Annotated in this window: 11 protein-coding genes and 1 tRNA gene; 6 read left to right on the plus strand and 6 right to left on the minus strand. The window is 72.0% G+C overall.

All coding sequences use genetic code 11. The features are described 5' to 3' along the window. The 5 genes from topA to ACFWBN_RS04190 all read left to right on the plus strand — a co-directional run bounded on the left by topA (position 1) and on the right by ACFWBN_RS04190 (position 9,569). Complete coding sequence (gene topA, locus ACFWBN_RS04170) at positions 1 to 2,811, plus strand: type I DNA topoisomerase (protein WP_385170211.1); 2,811 nt, start codon at positions 1 to 3, stop codon at positions 2,809 to 2,811. 275 nt (positions 2,812 to 3,086) lie between these two features. Next, on the plus strand, positions 3,087 to 6,341 hold the full coding sequence (tmk, locus tag ACFWBN_RS04175; RefSeq protein ID WP_385170214.1) for a dTMP kinase: 3,255 nt from the start codon (positions 3,087 to 3,089) through the stop codon (positions 6,339 to 6,341). A gap of 76 nt (positions 6,342 to 6,417) precedes the next feature. Next, the gene (locus tag ACFWBN_RS04180) at positions 6,418 to 7,629 is read left to right on the plus strand and encodes a DNA polymerase III subunit delta' (protein ID WP_385170217.1); all 1,212 of its coding nucleotides are present in this window, start codon (positions 6,418 to 6,420) and stop codon (positions 7,627 to 7,629) included. A gap of 164 nt (positions 7,630 to 7,793) precedes the next feature. Continuing rightward, a complete protein-coding gene (locus ACFWBN_RS04185; protein WP_385170221.1) occupies positions 7,794 to 9,368 on the plus strand; it encodes an alpha/beta hydrolase in 1,575 nt (524 codons plus the stop codon). A gap of 127 nt (positions 9,369 to 9,495) precedes the next feature. After that, positions 9,496 to 9,569, plus strand: a tRNA-Thr gene (locus tag ACFWBN_RS04190). Between the two features lie 141 nt (positions 9,570 to 9,710). Here ACFWBN_RS04190 and ACFWBN_RS04195 read toward each other — a convergent pair. Next, positions 9,711 to 9,941, minus strand: coding sequence for a hypothetical protein (locus ACFWBN_RS04195; protein ID WP_385170224.1), 231 nt, complete (start codon positions 9,939 to 9,941; stop codon positions 9,711 to 9,713). Between the two features lie 402 nt (positions 9,942 to 10,343). Continuing rightward, on the minus strand, positions 10,344 to 10,796 hold the full coding sequence (locus tag ACFWBN_RS04200; RefSeq protein ID WP_385170227.1) for an Lrp/AsnC family transcriptional regulator: 453 nt from the start codon (positions 10,794 to 10,796) through the stop codon (positions 10,344 to 10,346). A 140-nt stretch (positions 10,797 to 10,936) separates the two neighbouring features. On the opposite strand from ACFWBN_RS04200, the gene ACFWBN_RS04205 reads away from it, so the two are divergent. Further along, positions 10,937 to 11,884 carry a DMT family transporter gene (locus ACFWBN_RS04205; RefSeq protein ID WP_385170230.1) on the plus strand — a complete coding sequence of 316 codons (948 nt, stop codon included), beginning with the start codon at positions 10,937 to 10,939 and terminating at the stop codon, positions 11,882 to 11,884. Positions 11,885 to 12,103: 219 nt separating this feature from the next. Here the strand turns inward: ACFWBN_RS04205 and ACFWBN_RS04210 are convergent, their stop codons facing one another. From ACFWBN_RS04210 to ACFWBN_RS04225, 4 genes are all read right to left on the minus strand, one after another. Beyond that, the gene (locus ACFWBN_RS04210) at positions 12,104 to 13,006 is read right to left on the minus strand and encodes a DMT family transporter (protein ID WP_385170233.1); all 903 of its coding nucleotides are present in this window, start codon (positions 13,004 to 13,006) and stop codon (positions 12,104 to 12,106) included. Continuing rightward, the gene (locus tag ACFWBN_RS04215) at positions 13,003 to 13,935 is read right to left on the minus strand and encodes a RimK family alpha-L-glutamate ligase (protein ID WP_385170237.1); all 933 of its coding nucleotides are present in this window, start codon (positions 13,933 to 13,935) and stop codon (positions 13,003 to 13,005) included. The genes ACFWBN_RS04210 and ACFWBN_RS04215 overlap by 4 nt, the downstream gene beginning before the upstream one ends. Before the next feature lie 77 nt (positions 13,936 to 14,012). Continuing rightward, positions 14,013 to 14,759 carry an SDR family oxidoreductase gene (locus ACFWBN_RS04220; protein ID WP_385170240.1) on the minus strand — a complete coding sequence of 249 codons (747 nt, stop codon included), beginning with the start codon at positions 14,757 to 14,759 and terminating at the stop codon, positions 14,013 to 14,015. 43 nt (positions 14,760 to 14,802) lie between these two features. Next, positions 14,803 to 15,918: a homoserine O-acetyltransferase gene (locus ACFWBN_RS04225; RefSeq protein WP_385170242.1), complete on the minus strand. Its 1,116-nt coding sequence runs from the start codon at positions 15,916 to 15,918 to the stop codon at positions 14,803 to 14,805. Positions 15,919 to 15,936 lie beyond the last annotated feature (18 nt).

Here is a 15,936-nt window from a genome sequence, read left to right on the forward strand (position 1 = left end):
TTGTCCCCGACTAGCGAGACCGCAAAGGGCGGCCGCCGACTCGTCATCGTCGAGTCCCCAGCCAAGGCGAAGACGATCAAGGGCTACCTCGGCCCGGGATACGTCGTCGAGGCGAGCGTCGGGCACATCCGCGACCTCCCCAACGGCGCGGCCGAGGTTCCCGACAAGTACACGGGCGAGGTCCGCCGCCTCGGAGTGGACGTCGAGCACGACTTCGCGCCGATCTACGTCGTCAACGCGGACAAGAAGGCCCAGGTCAGGAAGCTCAAGGACCTGCTGGCCGAGTCCGACGAACTCTTCCTCGCCACCGATGAGGACCGCGAGGGCGAAGCCATCGCGTGGCACCTGCAGGAAGTCCTCAAGCCCAAGGTCCCCGTCCACCGGATGGTCTTCCACGAGATCACCAAGGACGCGATCCGCGACGCCGTCGCCAACCCGCGCGAGCTGAACCAGCGCATGGTCGACGCCCAGGAGACCCGCCGCATCCTCGACCGCCTCTACGGCTACGAGGTCTCGCCGGTCCTGTGGAAGAAGGTCATGCCGCGGCTGTCGGCCGGGCGCGTCCAGTCGGTGGCCACCCGCATGGTCGTCGAGCGGGAGCGCGAGCGCATCGCCTTCCGCAGCGCCGAGTACTGGGACCTGACCGGCACCTTCGGCACCGGCCGTGCCGGCGACGCCTCCGACCCCTCGACCCTGGTTGCCCGCCTGAACACGGTGGACGGCAAGCGCGTCGCTCAGGGCCGCGACTTCGGCTCGAACGGGCAGCTCAAGAGCGAGGTGCTGCACCTCGACGAGGCGAATGCCCGGGCGCTCGCCGCCGCGCTGGCGGACACCTCGTTCGCCGTCCGCTCGGTCGAGTCCAAGCCGTACCGCCGCTCCCCGTACGCCCCGTTCCGTACGACGACGCTCCAGCAGGAGGCCTCGCGCAAGCTGGGCTTCGGTGCGAAGGCGACCATGCAGGTGGCCCAGAAGCTGTACGAGAACGGCTTCATCACCTATATGCGTACGGACTCCACGACGCTCTCCGACACCGCGGTGTCGGCGGCGCGGGCGCAGGTCACGCAGCTCTACGGGGCCGACTACCTGCCGGAGAAGCCGCGCGTCTACGCCGGCAAGGTCAAGAACGCGCAGGAGGCGCACGAGGCGATTCGTCCTTCGGGTGATCGTTTCCGCACCCCGGCCGAGACGGGTCTGACCGGCGACCAGTTCCGCCTGTACGAGCTCATCTGGAAGCGGACCGTCGCCTCCCAGATGAAGGACGCGGTCGGCAACTCGGTGACCGTGAAGATCGGCGGCACGGCCTCGGACGGCCGGGACGCCGAGTTCACCGCGTCCGGCAAGACGATCACCTTCCACGGCTTCATGAAGGCGTACGTCGAGGGCGCGGACGACCCGAACGCCGAGCTCGACGACCGCGAGAAGCGGCTTCCGCAGGTCGCGGAGGGCGACGCGCTCGCCGCCGAGGAGATCACGGCGGACGGCCACTCGACCAAGCCGCCGGCCCGCTACACCGAGGCCTCGCTGGTCAAGGAGCTGGAGGAGCGGGAGATCGGTCGCCCGTCGACGTACGCGTCGATCATCGGCACGATCCTCGACCGCGGCTACGTGTTCAAGAAGGGCACGGCGCTCGTGCCGTCCTTCCTGTCCTTCGCCGTGGTCAACCTGCTGGAGACGCACTTCGGGCGCCTCGTGGACTACGACTTCACCGCGAAGATGGAGGACGACCTCGACCGCATCGCGCGGGGCGAAGCCCAGTCCGTGCCGTGGCTGAAGCGGTTCTACTTCGGCTCGGAGGACGCGACCGAGGTCGTGCCAGCCGACGGTGACGCGCTCGGCGGCCTGAAGGAGCTGGTCACGGACCTGGGCGCGATCGACGCCCGGGAGATCTCCTCCTTCCCGGTCGGCGAGGGCATCGTGCTGCGGGTCGGCCGCTACGGGCCGTACGTGGAGCGGGGCGAGAAGGACGCGGAGGGCCACCAGCGGGCCGACGTACCGGACGACATGGCTCCGGACGAGCTGACGGTCGAGTACGCGGAGGAGCTGTTCGCCAAGCCGAGCGGGGAGTTCGAGCTCGGCAAGGACCCGGTCAGCGGGAACGAGATCGTCGCGAAGGACGGCCGCTACGGGCCGTACGTGACGGAGATCCTGCCCGAGGGCACGCCGAAGACGGGCAAGAACGCGGTCAAGCCGCGGACGGCCTCGCTGTTCAAGTCGATGAGCCTGGACACGGTCACCCTCGACGAGGCCCTGAAGCTGATGTCGCTGCCGCGCGTGGTCGGCGCGGACGCGGAGGGCGTGGAGATCACGGCCCAGAACGGCCGCTACGGCCCGTACCTGAAGAAGGGCACGGACTCGCGGTCGCTGGAGACCGAGGACCAGCTCTTCTCGATCACGCTGGACGAGGCGCTCGCGATCTACGCGCAGCCGAAGCAGCGGGGCCGGGCGGCGGCCAAGCCGCCGCTGAAGGAGCTGGGGAACGACCCGGTGAGCGAGAAGCCGGTGGTCGTGAAGGACGGCCGCTTCGGGCCGTACGTGACGGACGGCGAGACGAACGCGACGCTGCGGCGGGACGACGACGTCGAGACGATCACGCCGGAGCGGGGCTACGAGCTGCTCGCGGAGAAGCGGGCGAAGGGCCCGGCGAAGAAGACGGCGAAGAAGGCTCCCGCCAAGAAGGCGCCGGCGAAGAAGGCGACCGCTGCCGCGAAGAAGACGACGGCGGCTGCCAAGAAGACGACGGCGAAGAAGACGACGGCTGCCGCGAAGAAGGCCCCGGCCAAGAAGGCTGCCGCCGCGCCGACGGACGAGTAGCCTCCGCGGCCGACGCCTTGCCCCGGGCCCCTGTGCGTGTGCACGGGGGCCCGCGGCGTTCCGGCGGAGCCCGGCTCCGCCCCAGACCCCGTACGGGCAGGCTGAAGTCAGCCTCGCCGGCGTTTGAGGCGCGGGGGCTCGGGGGCGGAGCCCCCGCAACGGCGCCGCACCCGCAGGGGGGCCGGGGGCGGAGCCCCGGGAAGTGGGGGCGGGGTCACAGCGGACCTTGTCCACAGGCCTCCGCAGCGGCCAAGCGCAGCGGATAGGCTGGGCGGATGACGCGAGCCGAGCAGCCAACGGTCGTGACCGCCCCGGCGAACCCCACCTACGACGAAGCCCTAGCCGCGGATTCCCGCGAGCGTGCGGTGCGCGCACTGCTGCGCACCCCCAGGCTGCGCCGGCTGTGGAGCGCCCAGCTGGTGAGCGGCATCGGCGATGCCCTCGCCCTGCTGGTGCTGGTGCTGCTGGCCCTGCAGGCCGCGGTCGCGGAGAGCGCCTTCGGCGGCGGCTACCGCGGCGCGGCCCTCGCCGTCGCCGCCGTCTTCGGGGTCCGGATCCTCGCCACCCTCCTCTTCGGCGCGGTCCTGCTGGGCCCGCTGGCCGGGCTCATCGCCCCCGGAGGCAAGCTGGACCGCCGCTGGACGATGATCGGCGCCGACGGGATCCGCCTCGGGCTGTTCGTCGTCGCACCGCTGTGGCTCGACTGGATCCCGGAGCACGCGCTGACCGCGCTGCTGGCCACCGTGTTCGTCGCCGGCGCCGCCGAGCGGCTGTGGGCCCTGGCCAAGGACAGCGCGGCTCCCGCCCTGCTGCCCGCGCCGCCGCCGGAGGGGGCGACCGTACGGCCGCTGCCGGACCACCTCGACGCGCTGCGCCGGCTGTCCCTGCGTACGGCCTTCGCGGCCCTCCCGGTCGCCGCGGCCGCGCTGCTCGCGGCCACGCTGGTCGGCCGGGCCCTCGGCCTCGGCGTGGACTGGTTCGCCGAGAACCAGGCCGCCCTCGGCTCGTACGTGGCCTCCGGCCTCTTCGCGGCGTCCGTCTCGCTGCTGCTCCCGCTCGTCCTGCCCGGCACGAAGACCCCGCGCCCCCGTTCCCCGCTGGAGGGCCTGCGCGCCCCCAAGGCGGGCGACCGGCCCGACAAGGGCCGTACGGGCGCCATCCCCCTGCTGGTCCTGGCCTGCGCCGCGGTCGCCGGAGCGGTGTCCTGCGCCGTCGCCGTGTCCGTGCTGCACGCCTTCGACCTGGGCGGCGGCCCTGCCTCCTTCGCCCTGGCCGTCCTCGCGCTGGTCGGCGGCACCGCCGCCGGCATCCGCGCCACCCAGGCCGGCAAGGTGCTGCCCGCCCTGTCCCGGCGCCGTCTGCTGGCCCTCGCCATAGCGGTGGCCGGGCTGGCGCTGCTGCTGACCGGGCTGGTCCCGGACACGGCCACCGTGCTCTTCCTGTCGCTGCTCGCGGGCACCGCCGCGGGCGTCGCGGCCAACACCGGCCACACGCTGCTGGACCAGGAGACCGAGGAGTTCCGCCGGGCCCGGGTCACCGCGCACCTCCAGGCGGTGGTCCGGGTGGCCGTGGCCCTCGGGGCGCTCGCCGCCCCGGTGCTCGCCGCGGTCATCGGCCCGCACCGGCTGGGCGGCGGCGAGGTCGTCCTGGCGCACGGCGGCGCGGCCTTCACCCTGATGCTGGTCGGCGCCCTGCTGCTGCCCGTCGCCGTCGTGGTCCTCACCAAGGCCGACGACCGCGGCGGCGTACCCCTGCGGCGCGACCTGCGCGAGGCGCTGCGCGGCGGTGAGCCGGTCCAGGCGGCGTCCACCACCGGCTTCTTCATCGCCCTGGAGGGCGGCGACGGGGCCGGCAAGTCCACCCAGGTGGAGGCCCTGGCCGACTGGATACGGGGCAAGGGCCACGAGGTCGTCGTGACCCGCGAGCCGGGGGCCACCCCCGTCGGCAAGCGGCTCCGCTCGATCCTGCTCGACGTCTCCTCGGCCGGGCTGTCGAACCGCGCCGAGGCGCTGCTGTACGCCGCCGACCGGGCGGAACACGTGGACACGGTGGTGCGCCCGGCCCTGGAGCGCGGCGCGGTGGTCATCTCCGACCGCTACATCGACTCCTCGGTGGCCTACCAGGGCGCCGGCCGCGACCTCTCCCCGACCGAGATCGCCCGGATCTCGCGCTGGGCCACCGACGGGCTCGTCCCGAACCTGACCGTGCTGCTCGACGTATCGCCGGAGGCGGCGCGCGAGCGGTTCACGGAGGCTCCGGACCGGCTGGAGTCGGAGCCGGCGGAGTTCCACCGGCGGGTGCGGTCCGGGTTCCTGACGCTGGCCGCCTCCGACCCGGGGCGCTACCTGGTGGTCGACGCGGGCCAGGACCCGGATTCGGTGACCACCGTCGTACGGCACCGCCTCGACCGCATGCTCCCGCTCTCCGAGGCCGAGGTGGCCGCCCAGGCGGAGGCCCGGCGCCTCGCCGAGGAGGAGGCCCGGCGCAGGGCCGAGGAAGAGGCCGCGCGCAAGGCGGAAGAGGAGCGGCTGCGCGCCGAGGAAGAGGCCCGCCAGGCCCGCGCGGCCGAAGAGGCCCGCATCAAGGCCGAGGCGGAGGCCGCCCGCAAGGCGGCGGAGGAGCGGCAGCGCGCCGAGGAGGAGGCCCGGGCGCGGGCCGAGGCCGAGCGGCTGCGCGTGGAGGCCGAGCAGAAGGCGCGGGCCGCGGAAGAGGAGCGGCTGCGCAAGCAGGCCGAGGAGGAGGCCCGGCTGCGGGCCGAGGCCGAAGAGCGGCGGCTGGAGAAGCAGCGGCGGGCGGAAGAGGCCCTGCTGAAGGCCGAGGAGGCGCGCCGGATGGCGGCCGTCGCGGCGGCCGAGCAGACGGCGGCCGCGGCTGCCGCATGGGCCGCGGCGGCTCCGGCTGTCGCGCCTGCGGCCCCGCCCGTGGCGGCGCCTGCCCCCGAGCCTGCCCCCGAGCCTGCTCCCGCGCCTGCTCCCGAGCCTGCTCCCGAGCCTGCTCCGGCGCCTGCCCCCGAGCCTGCTCCCGCTCCCGCACCTGCGCCCAAGGTCGGCATGACTAAGGCCCCTCAGGCGGACGACGCCGTGACGGTCGAGACGCCGATGGTCAAGCGGGTCGTACAGCCCGACGACGTCACGCAGACCGTTCCGGTGCCGAAGGCCGACCCGGTGGCGGATTCGGCCGCCGCCGAGACCTCCGTACTGCCGCCGGTCCGCGCGACCGACGAGACGGCCGTGCTGCCGCCCGTACGGCCGTCCGGTGCGACCGGACCGGCCCGGTCCGCCTCGCGGCCCACGAGCCGGCGCCCCGAGGAGAACCCGGCCGACCGGGTGCCGCCGAACATCTTCCGGGACTCCGGCGCCGATCGGACGCGGGAACTCCCCGTCCTCGGCGACGACGGCCGCCCGCGCCGCCCGCGCTCGGACTGGGCCGAGGAGACCCCGCTGGACGACCTGCCGACGCTGGCGGACGAACTGCTGGGCCGCCACGAGGACGACGAGGACGAGGGCCGGGGCCCGCGCCGCCGCCGCTGACCGCGGGAGGACCGGACGGGATTGTCAGTGGCGCCCGCCACAATGGGTGCACGGAGAGTGAAAGGTGGTGGGCGGGATGCCCGTATGGGACGACCTGGTGGGACAGGAGCGGGTCCAGACGCAGCTGGCCGCCGCCGCCCGTGATGCCGACGCCCTGGTCACGGCCATCACGGACGGGACCGCGCCGCCCGCCGCGTCCAAGATGACCCACGCCTGGCTGTTCACCGGGCCGCCGGGCTCGGGGCGGTCCACCGCCGCCCGTGCCTTCGCGGCCGCCCTGCAGTGCACCAGCCCGGACCGCGCCCTCGGCGGCGAGCCCGGCTGCGGCTTCTGCGAGGGCTGCCACACCACCCTGATCGGCACGCACTCCGATGTGGAGATCGTCCGTACGGATCTGCTGTCCATCGGCGTGAAGGAGACCCGCGACCTGGTCCGCCGGGCGCAGCTCTCGCCGGCCGTGGGCCGCTGGCAGGTCATCGTCCTGGAGGACGCGGACCGGCTCACCGAGGGCGCGGGCAACGTGCTCCTCAAGGCCGTGGAGGAACCCGCTCCGCGGACGGTGTGGCTGCTGTGCGCGCCCTCCCTGGAGGACGTGCTGCCCACGATCCGCTCCCGCTGCCGGCACCTGACCCTGCGCACCCCGCCCGTCGATGCCGTCGCCGAGGTGCTGGTCCGGCGCGACGGCATCGATCCCGCCGTCGCCGCGGTCGCCGCCCGCGCGACCCAGGGGCACATCGGCCGGGCCCGCCGGCTCGCCACCGACGAGGCCGCCCGCTCCCGCCGGGCCGCCGTGCTGAAGCTCCCGCTCCGCGTCGACGACGTGGGCGGCTGCCTCAAGGCCGCGCAGGAGCTGGTCGACGCCGCCGCCGAGGACGCCAAGCAGGTTGCGGAGGAGGTCGACACCAAGGAGACCGAGGAGCTGCGGGCCGCGCTCGGCGCCGCCTCGGGCACCGGTGGCCGGATGCCGCGCGGCACGGCGGGCGTGATGAAGGAGCTGGAGGATCGGCAGAAGCGCCGCCGCACCCGCACCCAGCGCGACACCCTCGACCTGGCGCTGACCGACCTCACCGGCTTCTACCGCGATGTGCTGGCCCTGCAGCTCGGCACGTCCGTGGCCATCGCCAACCAGGAGATACGGCCGGACCTCGACCGGATCGCCCGGGCCTCGGGTCCCGAGCGGACCCTGCGCCGGATCGAGGCGATCATCGCCTGCCGGGACGCCCTGGACCGCAATGTGGCGCCCCTCCTCGCGGTCGAGGCGATGACGATGTCGCTGCGCGCGGGCTGAGGCGCCGGCGCCCGGTTGACCGGCTCACCCGTACGGGCGGACCGGCCGTCCCGGGCCGGCACGGGCCCGGGCGGTGGCGCGCCCGGTACGGGCCACGGAAGGCGTGCGGCCGTCCGGTGCAGGGCTGCCCCCTGGCCCCCGCCGGCAGGACGTAGGCTCCGGGGATGGACACCAGGAGCCTGCTGCGTACCACCGGGACCGTGATCGCAGCCGCCGGGCTGCTGCTTTCCGGATGCACCTCGGGCGGGTCGGGGGAGACACGGGCCGCCGCGTCCTCCGGTACGCCGTCGGCGCAGCCGTCCCCGGACGCGGCCGCGCTGCGCCCGTACTACGAGCAGAAGCTGACCTGGCGCGACTGCGGTGTCCCCGGATTCCAGTGCTCCACGATGAGGGCCCCGCTGGACTACGCGAACCCCGGCGCCGGCCAGGACGTCGACATCGCGGTGGCCCGGCGCCAGGCCACCGGCCCGGGCAAGCGGCTCGGCTCGCTGGTGGTGAATCCGGGCGGCCCGGGCGGCTCCGGCATCGGCTACCTCCAGGCGTACGCGGGCATCGGCTATCCCGCGCCCGTCCGCGCCCGCTACGACATGGTCTCCTTCGACCCGCGCGGGGTGGACCGCAGCAGCCCCGTCGAGTGCCTGACCGGCCCGGCGATGGACAAGTACACGCAGGTGGACCAGACGCCGGACGACGCGGCCGAGCAGGCCAGGCTGGTGACCGCGTTCAAGGAGTTCGCGGCGGGCTGCCAGGAGCGCTCGCAGCGGATCCTGCCGCACGTCTCCACCGTCGAGGCCGCCCGCGACATGGACCTGCTCCGCGGGGTGCTCGGCGACAAGAAGCTCACGTACGTCGGGGCCTCGTACGGCACCTTCCTGGGGGCGACGTACGCGGACCTCTTCCCGGACCGGGTCGGACGGCTGGTCCTGGACGGCGCGATGGATCCCTCCCGTCCGGCGCTGGAACTGAACCGGGACCAGACGGCGGGCTTCGAGACGGCCTTCACCGCCTTCGCCCAGGACTGCGCGAAGCAGCCCGACTGCCCGCTGGGCAAGGGCGGTCCGGAGACGGTGGCGGCGCGCCTCAAGGAGTTCCTCCGCAAGGTCGACGCCCAGCCCGTCCCGACGGGGGAGGCGGACCGCCCGCTGGGCGAGGCCCTCGCGACGACGGGCGTGATCGAAGCGATGTACGACGAGGGTGCATGGCCGCAGCTGCGCGAGGCGCTCGGCGCGGCCATGAACGGCGACGGGGCGGCCCTGCTGGCCCTCGCCGACAGCTACTACCAGCGCGAGCCGGACGGCAAGTACCCCAACCTGATGTTCGCGAACGCCGCCGTCAACTGTCTGGACCAGCCCCCTGCCTTCACCGGTCCGGACGCGGTCGTGTCCGCCCTGCCGTCCTTCGAGAAGGCCTCCCCGGTCTTCGGAGAGGGCTTCGCCTGGGCCTCGCTGAACTGCACGTACTGGCCGGCGAAGGCCACGGGCACGGCGAAGCCGCTGACCGCGAAGGGCGCCCCGCCGATCCTGGTGGTCGGCACCACCCGCGACCCCGCGACCCCGTACAAGTGGGCCCAGGCCCTTGCGGACCAGCTGGAGTCGGGCACCCTGCTCACGTACGAGGGCGACGGCCACACGGCGTACGGGCGCGGCAGCGACTGCATCGACACGGCGATCAACCAGTACCTGCTGGAGGGCAAGGCCCCGGAGAACGGCAAGAAGTGCCGCGGGGCATCCAAGTCCTAGGGCCCGATATCTCCCGGATTGCCCGGGCCCCCGCAATGCGGTTCGAGGCACCCGTTCGGAGCCTGTAGACTTGGCGCCGCTGCTGATGAGCACGCCTCTCCGGGGGAATACTTGTCTGACCAGCGGTGCCGCCTTAGCTCAGTTGGCCAGAGCAACGCACTCGTAATGCGTAGGTCTCGGGTTCGAATCCCGAAGGCGGCTCTGTAGAAGCCCCAGGACTCACTCGCCGTGACCTGGGGCTTTTGCTTTTTTGGCCGCGCAAGGGTTCCTCCGTGATGACGCCCGAGGAACCTTGCGCGAGCGCGGGCGAGCGAGAGCGGGGCCCGGACGGCCAGTGGGGCCTTACCTGAGAGCGGTGTGCTTCCTCGTCATGTGGGCCTGCCATGCCCAGCGGGCGAGCCCGCCGACGGCCAGGGAGACGATGATGGCGCCCCAGTCGATGACGTGGGGGAGGCCGGGGAAGAAGGCGAAGCAGGCGAAGGACGTCGCGGTGCCGGTGAGGAAGGCGGTGATCCCGGCGCGGCGGCGTTTGGCTTCCCAGGCGGGGTCTTCGGGGGTGGGCTGGGTGGTCATGTGCGGCTCACTTCGTGATGTGGCGGCACTGGCTGACCCGGCGCGTGCCGTTGATGTTGAGGTGCGCGCACGCCTTGCCGTAGCGGGGCAGTGTCTGGGGTGAGTTGTCACGCATCGGGTGGATCTCGCACGCGGCGTGCGTCTTTGCCGCGGGAGGTGCGGTAGGTGTTGTTGTCGGTGTCCGCATAGGGCCGATGGCGCCGGCTTGTGCCTCACCGGGAGATAAGACGGCCAGTGCGGGCCGCTGTGGCGAGAGTGGCAATGATCCCGTAGGTGTCCCCTTCTGGCTGAGTGTGTCTGCCGATCGGAACTCCCGAGGCGAACGACCTGCTGATCACGGCGGCGCGGTTCACCGCACCACCAGCGGTGCGGTGAACCGCGCGCGGGGGGTCCGTACAGGCGTCACGTCGGCCCGATGACCTTCTTGCGCATGTGCCCGTAGACCACCGATGTCCGTACGTCGGCGAGTTCCGGACGCTTCGTCAGCTTGTCCAGGACCACCGCGTGCAGGTGGTCGGTGTCGCGGACGGCGACGTGGATCAGGAAGTCGTCGTTCCCGGTGAGGACGAAGAGGGAGATCACCTCGGGCATCCGCTCCAGGAAGGCCTGGAAGGCCTCGATGACCGCACGCGTCGGAGGGCGGACCCGTACGGCGATCACGGCCTGCAGCCCGCGGCCGATCGCCGTCAGGTCCGCCTCCGCGTGAAACCCCGTCAGGACGCCGCGCTCGCGCAGCGACCGGATCCGCTCCAGACAGGTGGACGGAGCGATACCGAGCGCTTGGGCCATGTCCCGGTTCGTGCGCCGACCGTCTTCCTGGAGCATCCGCACCAACGCCGAATCAAGTTCGTCCACGCTTGCCTCACTCTGCCGGATTCCGAAGGTAATTCGGATTCTACGCGTCCCCTTCGATGATCTTGCTAACGTCCTCCTCTATCGACTGGCGTTTGTTCGGGCACGGCGTGTTCGGCCGGAGTGGATAGGGGCGACTTCAGATGCGTGTGCGAGGGCCCGGCATGGGGGCGGTGTGTGCGGTGGTGGCGGCCGCGCTGTTCTGGAGCAGTTCCTACGCGGTCACCAAGGTGGTGCTGGAGGACGTCGGTCCGCTCAGCATCGGCGCCATCAGGTTCGTCCTGGCGGCCCTGCTGCTCGGCGTGATGGTGCGGCTGAGCAGGCAGCGCCCGGCCCGGCCCGACGCGGGCCAGCGGCGGCAGCTCTACCTGAGCGGATTCCTCGGCATCACCGTCTACTTCGTCCTGGAGAACATCGGCGTCGATCTGTCCACGGCGTCCGACGCGTCCCTGATCGTGGCCACCTACCCGCTGATGACGATGCTGCTGGAACTGGTCCTCTTCCGTACGCGGATGCCGCTGCTGCGGGTGGCCGGCGTCCTGCTGGCCACCGTCGGCGCCTTCCTCGTCGTACGCAACGGAGCCCAGGTCGGCGGAAACGCACGGTGGCTGGGAGACATCCTGCTGCTGCTCGGCGGGCTGGCCTGGGCCGGGTACAACGTGATCACCAAGCGCGCGAGCGCCGGCCAGAACGCCGTGGGCGTCACGTACTACCAGACCCTGGCGGGTGCGGCGGGATTCCTCCTCGCCTCCCTGCTGGAGGTCGGCGACTGGCGGATGCCGAGCGCCACCGCCTCCTCGCTGCTCGTCTACCTGGCCGTGGCCTGCTCGGTCGGCGGCTTCCTGCTCTACAACTACGGCCTGCGCAGGATGGCGTCGAGCGTCGCCGTGAACATCCTCAACCTGGTGCCGGTCTTCGGCGTCATCGGCGCCGTCGTGATCAACGGGGAGTCGATCCGGCTCGCCCAGGCGGCGGGCGGCGTCGTCATCATCCTCGGGGTGGTGCTGGGCATGATCGAGCGCGGGCCGGGGGCCGCGGCGAAGCCGGACGGCGCCGGCGAGCCGTCCGAGACCACCGCCGCCCGGGCCTAGGCCGTCTCTTTCGGATCTTGCTCCCCCAGCTACCGCTGGGAGGTGCCCCCAGACCCGCGCCGCCCGGCACCGCACCTCGCCGCGTTGTCGAGGCACCCAAGGACGTCCAGTAATCGGGAGCCTCTCCGCCTTGCGATGCACGGCACCGGACGACGCGGGCTTAACCGGCAAGATCCGAAAGAGACGGCCTAGTCCGCCCGGGCCCAGTGCCGGCCGAACTCAGGATGTGCGGGCCTTCTGGGTGACCACGATGCAGGTCAGCACGATGGCGGCGGTGAGCGGAACGGCCGCGGTGATCTGCTCGTTGAGCAGGAGGACCGCCCACACCAGCGTCAGCAGCGGCTGCGCCAGCTGGAGCTGGCTCGCCCGTGCCACGCCGATGAGGCCCATGCCCTTGTACCAGACGACGAATCCGCCGAACTGCGAGATGGCGGCGATGTAGGCCATGCCGAGCACCGCCTTCGCGGTGAGGTGCACGGGCTCGTGCGGGAGCGCCCACAGGGACACGGCGAGGTTGACCGGGGCGGCGAGCACGACGCCCCAGGCGATGACGCGCCAGCCGGGCATGCGTGCGGAGAGCCGCCCGCCGTAGGCGTAACCCGCCGCGCAGACCAGCAGGGCGCCGAAGAGGTAGAGGTCCGCGACGGTCGGTCGGCCGTGGTTCTGGGACAGGGTGAACACGATGACGGTCGCCGCGCCGACGCCGGCCGCGGCCCAGAAGACCTTCGAGGGGCTGCGCCGGGTGAGGACGGCGGAGAACACCGCCGTGGCCATCGGCAGGGCACCGATCACGACCGCCGAGTTCGCGGTGGACGAGGTCTGCAGGGCGAGCGTGGTGAGCAGCGGGAAGCCGACCGCACAGCCGCCCGCGACGACGGCGAGCGCGGTCCAGTCCCCGCGCGCCGGCAGCGGCGCCCGGGTGATGAGGAGCGCGGCGACCGCGATGACGGCGGCCAAGACACCGCGCACCCCGATGGCGCTCCACGGCCCGAACCCGTCGAGGGCGAACACGGTTCCGGGGAAGCTGAAGGAGAAGCTGAGCACTCCGAGCGCGGCGAAGACGGTGCCGCGGGAGACCGCCGGTGTGGTGACCGGCGCGAGGGAACCCTGTTGTGCGGTCATGACTGTCCGTTCTTTCGCTTCCGAGAGATTTCTTCCAGCCGTACGGCGATGACCTGCGCGAACCGGGTGGCGGAGGTTTCCGAGAACGGCATGCTAAGCGACGGTTCGCAGAGCTCCAGTTCGAGGACCAGGGGCTGGCCGTCGGTGCCGCGGATGAGGTCGACGCGGCTGTAGAGCAGCGGATCCTGCAGCTCCAGATGTGCGGCCGCGGCGTCCAGCGCGGCCGCGGCGACCGCGCGCTCGTCCGCGGCGGCCTCCCGTGCCGTGCGGGCCTCTTGCGTGGGCTCGTCGACCGTGCCGTCGGGCAGGAGCAGCGCACGCTTGCGGATGGCGTGGCTGTAGACGCCGCCGAAGTGGATGAGGTCGGTCTCGCCGTACTGGTCGATCGAGTCCATGTAGGGCTGCAGGATGACGTGGGAGCCCTGGTCGAGCAGCTTGCCGACGTACGCGGCCGCCTCGGGCTCCGACGATCGGGAGAAGCGCTGGACGTCGCGGGAGTAGGCGCCGACGGTCGGCTTCACCACGATCTCCCGGGCCGACTCGTGCCGGTCGAGGAAGGTGCGCAGGGCAGCCGCCGGGTCCGTGCCGGGGGCCACGAAGCCGCTCGGCACGACCGGTACGCCGGCCTCGGCCAGATCGGCCAGGTAGTGCTTGTCGAGGTTCCACCGCACCACCGGGAGCGGGTTGAACAGGTACGTCACGTCGGTGACGTACTCGCACCATTCCAGGAACTCCTGGAGGCTCTCCACATAGGTCCACGGAGAACGCAGCAGGGCGGCGTCGAACCGGTCCCATTCGATGTCCGGGTCTCGCCAGGAACATATCTCGGCCCTGATGCCGGCCGCTTGGCAGGCTTCGAGCAGCAACGGCATGTCGTAGTCGATGACAAGGCTGGTCTCATCGGTGACCAAAGCCAGATGGTTGCCCATCGGGTGACTCCAATACGGGAAGGACGGGAAGGGCGGGAAGGCGGGACGGGCAGGGGGAGATGCCCTTCCCGGGGTGGCTACCAGGGGACGGTTTCTCCGCTGTGGGTGTAGGTGCCGGTCGGGCCGTCGTCGCCGAGCAGAGCCATCGCGACGCTCGTGCCGGCCCCGTCCCTGACGTCGAGATCGCCCGCGCCGTCGTTCAGTGCGGTCCTGGTGTAGCCCGGGTGCACGGCATTCACCTTGATCGGTGTCTCGCGCAGTTCGTAGGCCAGGTGGACGGTCCAGGAATTGACCGCGCTCTTGGAGGCGCTGTAGGCCGGCAGGGACTTGAACATGGGGCTGTACGCGTACGACTCCGGGTCGCTGTGCGTGGTCAGTGAGCCGAGCAGGCTGGACACGTTGACGATGCGCCCGGCGGCGGACCGGCCGAGCAGCGGGAGGAAGGCCGTGGTCACCTCGACGACGCCGAACAGGTTGGTGTCGAAGGTCTCGCGCCACTGCCGCAGCGGCTGCTCGGACGGCTGCTTTCCGTATTCCTCGATCCGGATGCCGGCGTTGTTGACCAGGATGTCGAGGCGGCCGTGGCTGCTGTCGACCTCGGCGGCGGCGGCCCGGATGCTCTCCGGGTCCGTGACGTCGAGGACGAGGGGGTCGGCGGCCAGGCCGTCGGCGCGCAGCTTGTCCGCGGCCTCGGCGACCGCCGCGCGGTCGCGGCCCGCGAGCAGCACCCGGACGCCGGCGGACGCGAGCTGACGTGCGGTCTCGAAGCCGATGCCCCGGTTGGCACCGGTGACGAGGGCGAGTCTGGAGGAGTGATCGGGCATGCGTGCTCCAAGGTGGGAATGGGAAGGAGGTCGGCGCCGCCGGCTAGAGCGTGGTCAGGAATTTCGACACGGGTGTTCCGAATCGGACGGTGTCGATCAGGAAGGCGTCATGCCCCTCGGGGGAGTCCATGGCCAGGAATTCGACGTCCGTGCCGCCGGCGGCAAGGCCGTCGGCGATCTGCTGCTGCTGCCGCAGCGGGAACAGGATGTCGGTCTCCACCCCGATGACCAGTGCCTTCTCCAGCCGGATCCGGGAGAGGGCTTCGTCGGTGCTGCCACCGCAGGACTCGCCGAGGTCGAAGCGGTCCATGCAGCGGCTGAGGCAGAGGTAGCTGTTGGGGTCGAAGCGGTGCGCGAAGCGCCGGGCATGACGCTCCAGATAGCCCTCCACCTGGAATTCATGGCCGAAGGGGTCGTCGTCCGTACGGTCCTCCGGCGCGATGCGCGCACGGCCGAACCGGTCGTCCCATTCCAGGGCGGACCGATAGGTCATCATGCCGAGCTTGCGCGCGGTGAACATGCCGCGGCGGGGGTAGTTCACGTCGTCGTACCGGCCCTGGTTCCACTGCGGGTCGCACCGGATCGCCTCACGCTGCAGGGATCGGATCGCTATCGAGAACGGCAGTGCGCTCGCCGCGCCGCAGATGTTGATGTGGCTGCGGGCCAGATCGGGGTGACGGGCCAGCAGGGAGAGCGAGCTCATGCCGCCCATGGACGTGCCGATCACGCACGCCGCCCGGTCGACGCCCAGAGCGCGCACCGTGTGGGCGGCCGCGTCGGCGATGTCCTCCATCGACAGGTCCGGGAAGCCGGGCCCGTAGGGCTCGCCGGTGGAGGGATCGAGCGAGGCGGGACCGGTCGATCCCTTGCAACTGCCCAGGGAGTTCAGGCAGATCACGTACCAGCGATCGGTGTCCACGGGCTTTCCTGGCCCCACCATCGCCTCCCACCAGCCGGGGTCGGTGTCCGCGGGGTGGGAGGCCGCATGGGCGTCGGGCGAGAGACCGGTGAGGATCAGGACCGCGTTGTCGCGTTCCGGGGTCAGTCGTCCGAAGGTCTCGTACGCGATGCGCGCGCCGGTCAGCCGTCCGCCGCGCCGCATGGCGAATTCCGCGGGGAGGTCGATGAAGCGGGCCGCTGGGGGGATGAATTCCCTCATGTATCTGGTTCCTGCCAG

It is taken from the genome of Streptomyces sp. NPDC059989, from assembly GCF_042736975.1.
In the GTDB taxonomy this organism is placed as follows: Bacteria; Actinomycetota; Actinomycetes; order Streptomycetales; family Streptomycetaceae; genus Streptomyces.